The organism is Phyllobacterium sp. P5_D12 (assembly GCF_054049495.1).
In genome coordinates this window covers 1-11,816 of the sequence record NZ_JBFUMG010000099.1, presented here as the reverse complement: position 1 = coordinate 11,816, position 11,816 = coordinate 1, and the positions used below count along the sequence as shown (strand labels likewise).

Annotated in this window: 12 protein-coding genes, 1 tRNA gene and 1 pseudogene; 8 read left to right on the top strand and 6 right to left on the bottom strand. The window is 55.3% G+C overall.

Annotated features, from left to right (window positions below; translation table 11 throughout):
- Positions 1 to 111: 111 nt before the first annotated feature.
- A complete protein-coding gene (locus ACXJ5O_RS09355; protein WP_457299644.1) occupies positions 112 to 588 on the top strand; it encodes a GNAT family N-acetyltransferase in 477 nt (158 codons plus the stop codon).
- Here the strand turns inward: ACXJ5O_RS09355 and ACXJ5O_RS09350 are convergent.
- Positions 566 to 1,477: a DMT family transporter gene (locus ACXJ5O_RS09350; protein ID WP_457299643.1), complete on the bottom strand. Its 912-nt coding sequence runs from the start codon at positions 1,475 to 1,477 to the stop codon at positions 566 to 568. The two genes, ACXJ5O_RS09355 and ACXJ5O_RS09350, sit on opposite strands and share 23 nt — an antisense overlap.
- A 263-nt stretch (positions 1,478 to 1,740) precedes the next feature.
- Here ACXJ5O_RS09350 and ACXJ5O_RS09345 point away from each other — a divergent pair, with 263 nt between their 5' ends.
- Positions 1,741 to 3,033 carry an adenylosuccinate synthase gene (locus tag ACXJ5O_RS09345; RefSeq protein ID WP_112523709.1) on the top strand — a complete coding sequence of 431 codons (1,293 nt, stop codon included), beginning with the start codon at positions 1,741 to 1,743 and terminating at the stop codon, positions 3,031 to 3,033.
- A 54-nt stretch (positions 3,034 to 3,087) separates the two neighbouring features.
- Positions 3,088 to 4,656, top strand: coding sequence for a transcriptional regulator (locus tag ACXJ5O_RS09340; RefSeq protein ID WP_457299642.1), 1,569 nt, complete (start codon positions 3,088 to 3,090; stop codon positions 4,654 to 4,656).
- A 51-nt stretch (positions 4,657 to 4,707) separates the two neighbouring features.
- Here the strand turns inward: ACXJ5O_RS09340 and rpoH are convergent, their stop codons facing one another.
- Complete coding sequence (gene rpoH, locus ACXJ5O_RS09335; protein WP_209999339.1) at positions 4,708 to 5,619, bottom strand: RNA polymerase sigma factor RpoH; 912 nt, start codon at positions 5,617 to 5,619, stop codon at positions 4,708 to 4,710.
- 238 nt (positions 5,620 to 5,857) lie between these two features.
- A complete protein-coding gene (locus ACXJ5O_RS09330; protein ID WP_457299641.1) occupies positions 5,858 to 6,859 on the bottom strand; it encodes an RluA family pseudouridine synthase in 1,002 nt (333 codons plus the stop codon).
- A gap of 56 nt (positions 6,860 to 6,915) precedes the next feature.
- On the opposite strand from ACXJ5O_RS09330, the gene ACXJ5O_RS09325 reads away from it, so the two are divergent.
- Both ACXJ5O_RS09325 and ACXJ5O_RS09320 read left to right on the top strand, forming a co-directional pair.
- On the top strand, positions 6,916 to 7,314 hold the full coding sequence (locus ACXJ5O_RS09325) for a fimbrial protein (RefSeq protein ID WP_457299640.1): 399 nt from the start codon (positions 6,916 to 6,918) through the stop codon (positions 7,312 to 7,314).
- Between the two features lie 89 nt (positions 7,315 to 7,403).
- A tRNA-Glu gene (locus tag ACXJ5O_RS09320) sits at positions 7,404 to 7,478 on the top strand.
- A gap of 483 nt (positions 7,479 to 7,961) precedes the next feature.
- Here the strand turns inward: ACXJ5O_RS09320 and ACXJ5O_RS09315 are convergent.
- The 3 genes and pseudogenes from ACXJ5O_RS09315 to ACXJ5O_RS09305 form a co-directional block, all read right to left on the bottom strand.
- Positions 7,962 to 8,654, bottom strand: a pseudogene (locus ACXJ5O_RS09315) (DUF899 family protein).
- A 235-nt stretch (positions 8,655 to 8,889) separates the two neighbouring features.
- Positions 8,890 to 9,090, bottom strand: a complete 201-nt coding sequence (locus ACXJ5O_RS09310) for a hypothetical protein (RefSeq protein WP_224514970.1) — start codon at positions 9,088 to 9,090, stop codon at positions 8,890 to 8,892.
- A gap of 238 nt (positions 9,091 to 9,328) precedes the next feature.
- A complete protein-coding gene (locus ACXJ5O_RS09305; RefSeq protein ID WP_457299645.1) occupies positions 9,329 to 9,694 on the bottom strand; it encodes an aquaporin in 366 nt (121 codons plus the stop codon).
- Positions 9,695 to 10,827: 1,133 nt separating this feature from the next.
- On the opposite strand from ACXJ5O_RS09305, the gene ACXJ5O_RS09300 reads away from it, so the two are divergent.
- The 3 genes from ACXJ5O_RS09300 to ACXJ5O_RS09290 all read left to right on the top strand — a co-directional run.
- Positions 10,828 to 11,217 carry a hypothetical protein gene (locus ACXJ5O_RS09300; protein ID WP_457299639.1) on the top strand — a complete coding sequence of 130 codons (390 nt, stop codon included), beginning with the start codon at positions 10,828 to 10,830 and terminating at the stop codon, positions 11,215 to 11,217.
- A 190-nt stretch (positions 11,218 to 11,407) separates the two neighbouring features.
- Positions 11,408 to 11,659 (top strand): helix-turn-helix domain-containing protein, encoded by a 252-nt coding sequence (locus ACXJ5O_RS09295; RefSeq protein ID WP_457299638.1) that lies wholly within the window; start codon positions 11,408 to 11,410, stop codon positions 11,657 to 11,659.
- The coding region (locus ACXJ5O_RS09290) for a hypothetical protein (protein ID WP_457299646.1) at positions 11,634 to 11,816 on the top strand (183 nt) is incomplete at its 3' end. The genes ACXJ5O_RS09295 and ACXJ5O_RS09290, both read left to right, overlap by 26 nt.

The following is an 11,816-nucleotide window of genomic DNA, read 5'->3' as shown; positions in this document are numbered from 1 at the left end:
TTGCGCGTTAACAAGGCGATCGTTTCCGCAAAACCGTTGGAATTCGACATCGGTTGATCATACGGACGCCCGGCTATGAAGTCCGTCGAAAATGCACCGTGCTGGCGTTTGATGGAAGCAAGCGATCTTGCTTCTGTCGGCGCGGTTGCGGTTGAGGTTCATCACCATTTTCCGGAAGATGACGCGGTTTTTTTCAATCGTTTTTTATTGCACGGGCAAGGTGCATATGTTTTTGAGAACGGGGCAACCACTCTTGGTTATGCGATCACTCACCCGTGGAAAAGCTTTGACATTCCGCCTCTGAATACGGTGCTCGTGGCTTTGCCGGATTGGCCAGACAATTATTATATCCACGATGTAGCGTTGGTGAATGCGGCGCGCGGCAGTGGCGCTGCAAGTGAAATCGTACGAACGGTGATCGACCACGCCAGACAGCTCGGCTGCCAAACGATCTCGCTCGTTGCAGTCAATCGATCATCGATTTTCTGGCATAGACACGGATTTGAGACGGTTGATCGACCGGAACTAGTTGAAAAGCTTGCAACCTATTCTGATGACGCCTGTTTCATGCTACGCCAGCTTCGCTAGTACCGGCATGTTTGCGGCCGCTGAGTTCGGCAATCCAGATTCCGCCCAGCACGAGGACCAGCGCTACGCCGTGATAGATTTGGAAGTCCTCGCCCAGCAATGCAACTGCGAGCAATGTTCCAAAAATCGGAACTGCATTGATAAACAAGCCAGCGCGGTTCGCGCCGATATATTCGACGCCTTTGATGAAAAGTACCTGTGCCGCGAGCGAAGGAAAAACGGCGGTATAAAGGACAACCATTGTTCCTGTTGGGTCGGGCGGGGTCATCGTCCCATTCTGCCATTCCCAAATCGTGAACGGGATGGCCGTAACAAAAGCAAAAAAGGTCATTACCGTCATGAGGCTTTGCCAATTGATGCTTGGTCTAAAGCGTAGCGCGACGGTGTAGCCACTATAGAGAAGTACCGCGAGAAGCATCAGCGCGTCGCCAAAATTGACGTMGAGGCTRGTCAAACGTGCGAAACTTCCATGACCGGCTGTCAAGGCGACTCCAACAAGTGAAAGGCTAAACCCAAAAATCTGTCCTGGTTGTACACGTGTGCCAAACAACATTAAATTTGCCACGAAAATTACCATTGGTATGCCGGCTTGCTCGATCGTGACATTGATAGCCGAGGTGTAATTTAGTGCGCTGTAGAGAGCCATGTTGAAAAATGTGAAGCCGAAAGCGCCTAGTGCGGCTAACATGGGTAGATTTGGTCGCAACTGTTCCCAGTCTCGTCGAACCTGCTTCAAACTGAAAGCGCTAATAAAAAGGAAGGCAAGCAGCCAACGCAACAACGTCAGGAGCATTGGAGAAATGTGACCAACAGCGAATTTGCCTGCAACAGCATTGCCGCCCCACAACAGGGCAGTCGTCAAAAGAAAAACGTAAGCCGTGCGGTTCATAGCTCTGTCGCCTACAATTGATCATCCCGCATGAATCACCGAGACGACAGGTTTAATCGCGCGATAAAGCCAAATTGGCCGGTTGGCAATCGAAAGAATTGTCGCGCTTTTATGAACCAGCCTGTATAGAAGCACCGCATTTAGCGCATAACCTCAAACGAGAATCGGTTTTTTGAAGGATTGTGCGCCACTAAGGTGTTGTTGCTGCATCCGAGAGGTAGTCGAGCATAAGCACTACGAGATTGTGACTTGAGGAGTTTTGGATGGCAAATGTTGTTGTGATCGGTTCCCAGTGGGGTGATGAGGGCAAGGGTAAGATTGTCGATTGGCTTTCAGAACGTGCTGATGTCATTGTTCGCTTTCAGGGCGGTCACAATGCAGGGCATACGCTGGTGGTTGATGGCGTGACCTATAAATTGTCGCTCCTGCCATCCGGCGTCGTGCGCCAGGGCAAGCTTTCAATTATCGGCAATGGTGTTGTATTCGATCCACACGCATTCATCGCTGAAAAGAAGAAACTTGAAGCGCAGGGCGTTGTTATTACGCCCGAAACGCTGAAGATTGCCGAAAACACGACGCTAATTCTTTCAATTCACGGCGAGCTCGATCGCAGACGCGAAGCTTCCAATTCGGGTACGAAGATCGGAACGACAGGTCGCGGCATCGGACCGGCCTATGAAGACAAGGTGGGCCGCCGCGCGATCCACGTCCTCGATCTTGCTGATCCGGACACGCTGCCTGCCAAGATCGAACGTTTGCTTGCGCATCACAATCCCCTAAGACGCGGTCTCGGCATAGAGGAAGTCGACGGCGCAAGATTGCTTGCTGAACTCAATGAAGCTGCACCACATATCTTGCCATTTATGGATAGGGTTTGGTATGTGCTCGACCAGAAGAAACGAGCCGGTGAACGCATCCTCTTTGAAGGCGCGCAGGGGACCCTCCTTGATATCGACCACGGCACCTACCCATTCGTGACCTCATCGAACACGGTTGCGGGACAGGCGTCAGCCGGGTCCGGGATTGGCCCGGGATCACTGCACTATGTTCTTGGTATCACCAAGGCTTATACGACGCGCGTTGGCGAGGGTCCTTTCCCGACGGAACAACAGAATGAAGTCGGACAATTTCTCGGCGAACGCGGCCATGAATTTGGGACTGTTACGGGGCGCAAGCGCCGCTGCGGTTGGTTCGATGCTGTTCTGGTCCGCCAAGCTGTTGCCAATAACGGCATCAGCGGTATCGCTTTGACCAAGCTTGACGTGTTGGATGGGCTCGATGAGATCAAGGTCTGTACCGGGTACGAGCTCGATGGTGAAGTCATTGATTATCTTCCGGCTGGTCAAGGCCAGCAGGCGAGGGTTACGCCAATCTACGAGACTCTGGAAGGTTGGAAAGGGACCACAGCCGGTGCCCGCAGCTGGAGCGAACTTCCGGCGCAGGCGATCAAGTACGTGCGTTATGTAGAAGAGTTGATCGGTGCGCCGATCGCGCTTCTGTCCACCAGCCCTGAACGCGACGATACGATACTTGTTACTGACCCGTTTCATGACTAGAGTCAGGAGCACGTCCTGGAGATAATCTCACAACAAAACCATGGGTTTGGGTGAATGGCAGATTTCGTTGCGGTATTGAGAAAGACAATTGACGGGCTGGCAGACCCAACGCCAGCGCTACGGCAGCGTGTATATGCGAAAGCTCGTGCAACGATTGAGCAGAAGCTTGTAACGCTGAATGCTCCAGAGGCCGTGACCACACGTCAGATAAAGGCGCTTGAAGACGCCATTGCCGAGGTCGAGTCCGATTTTGCGCCCGCAGTTGAGGATATCATACCCGAGCCTGCTCCGGTTGCGTCGCCTCCACCCATTCCAACACCAGTATCAGTACCGGCATCGGCAACTTTGGCGCCCGCCGCTTCCACCAAATCTGCTGCGCCCTCCTTTACCAAAGTCGAAACTCAGCCGGATGCACTGGAAGACTTTCTGTCAAGCCACGATGCGGGCGGGTCAGCACGTGGCGAGAAAGACAATCAGGACGGCTTTCTCACAACCAGATCGTCTTTGGATTCAGGACGCGGTCCTGAGGAACAGGATGATGATCTGACCACAGCCACCGAGGATCGCTCTTCRGGCGATTATGGTGTTTATACGCGCGGTCCCCTTAAACGACCGGCGCAACGACGTTCGTTGGTGCCTCTGTTTGGTATAGCAGCCTTGCTACTGATCATAGCTGGCGCCGGTTATGCAGGCTGGAACTATCGCGACCGAATTGCTCAAGAGGCGACTGCCTTAAAAACCTACCTGGCCAATCTGACCAACAGGGATACGACGCCGGCCAAGACAGCGGCGAACGAGCCAGCCACTCCAGCATCGCCGGCCAAGCCGGCTCAGCCCACGCCTGGTCCATCATCCAAGCCCGAGACCGGGGAGCCAAAGCCTGAGCCAAAGCTTACTCAACGGCTCCTCCCGGACGGCCAGGAGATTAATCCTGGCCCTGCGAATGACACTCCTTCATTGGGAGAGGGCACTTCCGTAGCCGCGTCGACGCCGGATCAGCCGGCACAGCCGCCTCAGGCGCAAGGTCAGCAGCACGCCGCTGGCCAAACACAGCCACCTGCCGCTCTGCCTATCGGCCAGAAAGCCTTCTTCTATGAAGAGCGCTCCGGGCAGGATGCAGGGACTGCCGATGCAGGCGGTGTAGTCTGGTCCGTTGTTCAAGAATCTCCTGGCAATGACCTTCCACCGGAGCCTGCCATAAAGGCTGATGTCACTATTCCCGACCGGGGTATTAATTTACGCATGATCATACGGCGCAATGGGGATAAGTCCCTTCCTGCCAGCCATCTGGTCGAGATGATCTTTACTGTGCCGGAGGGCTTTCCAGGGGGATCGATAGATAACGTCTCGCGCATGACCTTCAAGGACACCGAGCAAGCTCCGGGAAGCCCGCTTATCGCCATTCCGGCCAAGATCGCCGACAATTTTTTCATCATTGCCATGAACGACGCAAAGACAGCTGTCGACACCAACATGTCACTGATACGGCGCCAATCGTGGATCGACATACCTATCGCCTATAAGACGGGTAGGCGGGCCCTGATCACACTTGAGAAAGGCTTACCTGGCGAGAAAGCATTTGATGAAGTTTTAAAGTCCTGGGCCGCGAAGGCCRGAGGCTAAGCATACGCAAAAAAGGCCGCCTAGGCGGCCTTTTTTAACCGGCAAACCAGTTCAGCGCGCGTCAGAACCCGTCGAAACGAGTGCCTTTTGCTGCCTGATAGCTGCCGCCTTAACGGCATCCTGCACTTTTTCAAATGCGCGAACTTCGATCTGGCGAACACGTTCGCGGCTGATGCCGAACTCCGTTGAAAGATCCTCCAGGGTTACAGGATCATCGGCGAGGCGCCGTGCCTGAAAGATGCGACGTTCGCGGTCATTGAGTGACGACATCGCCCCCGTGAGCATCTCACGGCGATTTTCCAGCTCGTCCTGCTCGATCAGCATCGTTTCAGCGCTGTCGTGGTCGTCGACAAGCCAATCCTGCCAATCACCACCGGCTTCACCATCGGAAGAGCGAATTGGCGCATTCAACGACGCGTCGCCAGACAGGCGGCGGTTCATCGAAACCACCTCTTCTTCAGAAACACTGAGACGTGTCGCAATCTCCTTGACCTGTTCAGGATTGAGATCGCCGTCATCGAGCGCCTGAATTTTGCTCTTCACCTTACGAAGGTTAAAGAAAAGACGCTTCTGGTTTGCGGTTGTGCCCATTTTGACCAGGCTCCACGACCGCAGGACATATTCCTGGATCGAAGCCTTGATCCACCACATCGCGTATGTAGCTAGACGGAAGCCGCGTTCCGGTTCGAAGCGTTTTACGGCCTGCATCAAACCTACGTTTCCTTCGGATATAACTTCGCCGATAGGCAGACCATAGCCACGATAACCCATCGCAATTTTGGCAACGAGACGTAAATGGCTTGTGACAAGTTTGTGCGCCGCTTTCGGATCGGCATGCTCAAGATACCGCTTGGCGAGCATATACTCTTCCTGCGGTTCGAGCATCGGAAAGCGACGAATTTCCTCTAGGTAACGGGTCAATCCACCGTCACCACCTAAGATACTTGGAAGATTTTGGGCCACTGAGCACCCCTCCTCATTTTGGAATAGACCCCCATTATCGGCAGGTCCGCATTGACCGCCCACCCAATAGCTTGGCGCGGACAGATTAGCGCTATCAATATATAGGTATCATTTTGTCAAAAACACGGTGCATTAAGCAGCGAAACAATCCGTCACATAAATGTGAACAATAAGGTCATGTTTTGGCCTCGTTTAACGAACTCCGAACCTCGCCAAAGGTTCCGTCGCGTCAAGTATATCATGTTCTTTCTCGAAAAGCCTTGATCAATTCGGCCATGTCCTGCGGTGCTGGTGCTTCAAACCGCAGAAGCTCGCCGGTCGACGGGTGCTCGAAAGCAAGAAGCCTGGCATGCAGTGCCTGCCGGGTGAACCCCTTAACAATGCTTTGCAAGGGTTCGTCGAGCTTGTTGGCCTTGGTTTTGTAAGAACTGCCATACTCCAGATCGCCTACCAGCGGATGGCCCGTATGAGCCATGTGGACACGGATCTGATGCGTTCTGCCGGTCTCCAGGTGGCACTCCACGAGCGATGCGAGGGCGGTTGCATCCTCCTTGGCGGCATATCGCTCCTTAACCTCGAAATGCGTAACCGCATGACGGGCGTCCTCGCGTTCTTGATGGACAACAGCTTGCCTGGTGCGATCTCGATGTGATCTGCCAAGCGGAGCATCGATCGTGCCGGTTGTCCGATCAGGTGTTCCCCAGACAATGGCGAGATATGCGCGTTCCAGATCATTTGTACGTCCGTGATCAGCGAATTGAGCACTGAGATGACGATGAGCGAGATCGTTCTTGGCGACGACCATGATGCCGCTGGTTTCCTTGTCGAGGCGATGTACGATGCCGGGCCGCCTGACGCCGCCGATGCCAGACAGTGTATCGCCGCAATGGTGGATCAACGCATTGACCAAGGTACCGGTCCAATTGCCATTTCCGGGATGGACGACAAGGCCGGCGGGTTTGTTGATGACGATGAGGTCGATGTCCTCGTAGAGGATGTCGAGTGCGATATCTTCCCCCTGGGGAGCCGCATCTTCAGGCGCGGGAATCTCGATTGTAACGCGAAGACCCTCGCGCAACTTGTGTTTGGTCTCGCGGATTGGTTTACCGTCAATGCTGACCTGGCCTCCGCTGATGAGCGATTGGATGCGATTGCGCGAAAGATCTGGCGTCAGCTGCGCCGAAAGCCAGGCGTCCAGTCTCTTGCCGCTTGAATCAGTATCGGTAATTAGCTCTTTCAAAACCTCGGTCCCTTCGTTACAGGAGGCTTGGTTTGAAACCTCGGAGAACACTATATATGGCCAACATCAACCCGGACATCGATGGGGACGAACAGCCCCTTGATCCGGCAATGGAACGGGTCCGGCGCAAGATGATCCGGCTATTGGCTGTTTCCATCGGTATCATGGTGATCGGTCTTATGGCGGTGCTGGCCGCCATTGTCTACAAGATTAGCCAACCGGTTCCTGAAGTGGCTACGGCGGTTCGTTCCGAGGCTCCTGGACAACCACTCGGCGCGGCGCTAGCTGGCGAGGCTATAACCCTCGATCCAGGGACGCGGATACTCTCCCACAATCTCGCGAACAATACTCTTTCTTTGGAAACGAGATTGGCCGACGGAACCCGGCAAATCCTTCTCTACGATATTGCAACCAAACGCGTGGTGGCACGAATTTCGGAAGCCACTGGCAATTGATTGGGTGAGGGATCAGTTGGAAGCTGATGAGAAATCATTATTGCACTTTGCCGTACGCTTGATTATACCCCCTCATAGCTACCTGCGACGCGCCCATCGTCTAGCGGTYAGGACGGCGCCCTYTCACGGCGCAAACAGGGGTTCGATTCCCCTTGGGCGTACCAACAAAATCAAATAGTTAGCACTTTATGCCAGCAGCCGGTCCCGATAAGAGACCCGAAAAGCACCGTCGATTTGGACCATCCCATTGCCATCGAGTTCTGGCTCTTCGAGTCGTTGCCCAACGCCTGCGCGATCAACTACCAGCATCTGTGTGCCGCGGTTTGCCGCTGCGGAATGCATTGCTGTCTCGGTAGGTTGGAGCCTGGGCTGTGATTTCTTAGTCTTTCCGCCAAGCCGCATATAGAACTTGGCCGCACCGGAGGTCCTGGATGCCCCACCGGAAAAAGCGGCGAAAGACGGCCGAAGAGTAACACACATTCCTCGCCATTCGCGTAGAGCGTTACGAAGCGGGTGTTGAAGCTGGCGACGTTGATGCTGCACTCCGCACCTACGCGCTGTTTATGGCATAGGGCCCGTGGAAATTCGCCGAACTGGGTCCCAGGAAACGTCGCTAACGTTTGCATTGCACCCAAAGGCTCACTGGCTCATGCCATGCGTCTCCCTTCGGTTCCGGGAGGGTTGGGAGCAGCTACGGAGCCGTAATTGTCGTGGAGACGCCACCAGGTATAGGGATCATCCTGAGGACGCCCGGGCGGCGCTTCCTGCCAAGCCTCCTGCCGACCTAACGGCGTCATGTCGAGAAATGACCAGACGGGACCTACTTCTTCGATACCGCGTCCGTTCAGAAAGTAGGTGCGGAAAATACGCTCACCGCGCCGGACGAAGACGTTGATGCCGAACATTTATTCAACACCGAAATCCCGGGAGAACCGCTCATCGGGCAGCGAATAGAAAGGAATGTGGTTCCATCCCATTCGTTCGCGCAGGCTCTTGATCCTGTCGAAGGGAGCAGCAGTCACGAAGGCAAGGGTCGTGTCGCGTGCTGCAAGATGGGCAGGATGAACGACGGTGTCCGCAAACAGCGAGCAACCGCTGCACGCCCCATCCGGCCAATTCTCGACATCGGTCGCATAGAAGAAACGATAGACGATTAGCTGGCGTCGGCCGTCGAACAGCCCCAGCAGTTCCCTGTCGCCATTCGTGCCTGTGAATTTGTAGTTGCCGTCAACTTCGGTCACCGGAAGCAGCCTGCGCTTGGCGGCTAGGCGATCCTTGGCCTTCATCAGGGCCTTTTCCTCCACGAGCAGCTTCTCGCGGGCGAGGTTCCATTTTGGTATTTGCTCCTACCCAAGAAGGGCTTTTGTTCGTCTTTTTAAGCAAGCGTCGGTTCGACGGGCCTGCTCCATGCGAGCACGACTATCACTCAGTCAAAGCCGCGGCTTGCTCCTGGCTGCCAATTACTTGCGATCAGACGCGTCTCGGTCCTGTGGGGTGGCGGATACTGTGACCCGCGATTAGGCAGGAGCCCCAGGGGTCTTTTACCACTGGTGTGTCGATCTCAGGTCCTGAGGATCAATCACCGCACTGACGATCGCACGCGTAACCATCATTGTCCCGGTCAAGCTTTGACATTCCGTTTTTGAGATCGGACTGCGCCTGCTCGCAGGTGACGATATTGCCGTTATCGGGTCCGACGTCATGCGTGCAGGTATAGGCGAAAGCCTGACCTGACAGGAGGAATGCGAATGCGATCGACGCGATGAGAGTCTTCACTTTTTTGCCTTTCGTTTGGCTGTTAATGTTGATCAAGTTGGCACAAAGAGACAGCACCCGCTGAATCTGCGCCAAGKCTAGATTTTCTGTTGCTTAGATAGTGGCGTGACGGACGCCGCGCTTGATCCTGCGTGCCAATCTCTTGCTGTTAACTGCCAAGGCGTGAAGTGGTGCGCCGCCCGCTCTGCCCAGTACCAGAGCCGTCGTTGTTGAAGCGGGCAGATCGGGAGGGCCTAGGTTAGACATTTGTCCAGCTCGGACCCGGGGGATATTGTGAGCGAATGATAAGCCGGGATTGACGATGCGATAAGGGCGGGCTGGTTGGGTTGAGCGCTTTAAAGACGAGCGCCGCTGCGGCCCCACCGAGCAGTTCCGCAACGATATAAAGCCAAAGGCTAGACCACGGCAGCATGCCTCGGATCGAGGCGCCGATCGCGACCGCCGGATTGAACGCCGCTCCGGATACTTGGCCGACGGCGAATGCGCCAGCCAGAATGGTGAAGCCGATAGGGAGGCCGAAGTAGGAATTCCCTTTTGTTGCGTCAATCGCAGACACATTCAACACGACGTAAACCAGCGCAAATGTGAAAAGGAACTCGGCCAGAAACGCCCAAATACGGGAGCAGCGAATGGGCTAGCCGCCGCGCCGCTAGGGCGAAGCCGAAGATCCAAGTCGCAACGGCCGCGCCGAGCAATTGCGCGCCCCAGTATGGCAGCACGTTGGGGCTAATATTCAATTGGACCATTAAGACAACGGCGAAGTGTAACCGCGAGTCACCGTCAATCTTTAAAGTCGGCTTTTTTGCATACCGGCTCCCCCTGAAGGGCGTACATCCGGCAATACTGCACCTCGCCTGTGACCTGATCCAATTGCCATATCGCACCAGCGCCGGACGGAAAATAAAATCCAGCGGTATAAGTCGCTATGTTCGATCCATCCGGAATTTTGGTATCGAACAGTACGTATCTCTCGCATCCCACCTGCAAATTTACTGAGGCTTGCTGCCACATGGCTGCACAATTGTAGACCTTCTTCGTCTTATGATTCAAAAAGTGGGCTTGCGACGTATACCTCACCGGTGCCGCCACCGGCCTGATGCACTATGAGTTCAAAGTCTGCCGCTGTTGCAGGAAAGAGGGACGAGCTCAGAATCGTTGCTATTAGAAGTATACGCATGGCGACCCTTTCTAATTGATGTAGGATAAAATCAACATACAGGAAAAGGCATTCCGTCAATGCACTGCGTTGCCTCCCGCTGCATTGGCTGCCGGGCAGGTACGCGCGGGCCCCCCAGCCTTCAGGGAAACTCCCAATTGTGCCGTACCATGACGCGGACTAATTTTAATGGCTGGTATTGGCGACCCCCGGGCCCGGTGCCCTGCAACATCTCGCCCGCGTGCTGGTTGCGCGTGATCACATTTGAGGCTCCCCGCGCAACACAGCATCATGCGGTGGGTTTCCGTCAGTCCCCAACCCGCACGAAGCGCTGCTGCAACCAACCGCTGGATATCGGCTTCGGGGCCATGCGCCATTACGCTTGGCCGAAGCGCATTGGCCAAGTCGGTTTCGCGCTCGACGTAAAACCCTGTTCGGGGTGGCGGTCGGATAGGGCCGAACGGGTCAGCCATGGCGAGTGGAAACTATCAAGAGCGGCTCCGTTGGTTCGAAACCAACAACTGCTGGACCGGAAAATTTGCCGCATTGCCTTACCGGGCTGCCTCATTGAATCTTGCCCCATGACACATGCCCTTACATGGCGGCGCACCAAAATCGGTGGCGTTGAACTGCGCAATGACTTTTGCGCTTTTGTCGATGGCAATGTGAACGTTGCCCGCATTTACAAAATGAAGCGTTCACGCAGCCACATCGTCTGGTCGTGCAACATGAGCGTCAGCGGCGATTCCGGCTCGGTGCTGACCCGTCGCGAGGCCATTGCTTGGGTTGAGAAGCGACTTGTACGCTTTGCAGCAACCAATGCCGATATCGAACCGCAGGCGTGGGCACCGGACGAACGCAGCGGGCAGCTGCGGCGCTTGCATCATGAGAACCCGGACGCCTATGCCGAACTCGTCGAGGATTTGCGCTGCGGCAAGGTCGCGCGTATGCCGCTGCTGCCCAGCCGGTAACGGGGACTATCCCGGCCCGCCTCAGGGAAACTCCCGATTGTTGCCTGCTCTGTCGGAGCGTAAATTATTGGGCTAGGCAAAGGTCTACCCCGTCCCGCGCCTCCACTCATAACCGCCGCTGCGGCCCAAGTCCGGCGGCGGTTATTTTACTTTTACAATCCTTTAACCGAAGCATGGTTCTTTCGCCACGATGATAAGGGTAACGCGGAATTCGGCAGCAGCCGCCATTAATAAAGACCTTGGCGCGAAGCTGAGGGGCTTCCGTTTGGCCGCTGGCATCAGCCAAATTGATCTCGGCGCATCTATGGGCATTTCGGGAACGCAAATCCAAAAGTACGAGAGCGGCAGCAACCGCATGGCCGTCTCGACTTTGATACAGTTTTGCGGGGTGCTTCAGCTGGAACTGTCGGCGTTCCTTGGGGACTACCTTCCCCGGCGGTAACAGTCTGGCCCGACCCGGCGATGCGCCAAACCCCATGACGCAGGGTGGCATCGCCGCGCAGCTTGTGACTTCAACCGCCAATGACAAATTCAGCGATCGTTCTACGCCGGCTCCTGATCGATATCGCGCAGGTAAGCCCGCCCTCCCAGCACGGCGA

Bases quoted from the DNA above. Each gene is read 5' to 3' on its own strand.
- ACXJ5O_RS09355 (WP_457299644.1), top strand. From the start codon at position 112: ATGGAAGCAAGCGATCTTGCTTCTGTCGGCGCGGTTGCGGTTGAGGTT.
- ACXJ5O_RS09345 (WP_112523709.1), top strand. From the start codon at position 1,741: ATGGCAAATGTTGTTGTGATCGGTTCCCAGTGGGGTGATGAGGGCAAG.
- ACXJ5O_RS09325 (WP_457299640.1), top strand. From the start codon at position 6,916: ATGGCCAACATCAACCCGGACATCGATGGGGACGAACAGCCCCTTGAT.
- ACXJ5O_RS09300 (WP_457299639.1), top strand. From the start codon at position 10,828: ATGACACATGCCCTTACATGGCGGCGCACCAAAATCGGTGGCGTTGAA.
- ACXJ5O_RS09295 (WP_457299638.1), top strand. From the start codon at position 11,408: ATGATAAGGGTAACGCGGAATTCGGCAGCAGCCGCCATTAATAAAGAC.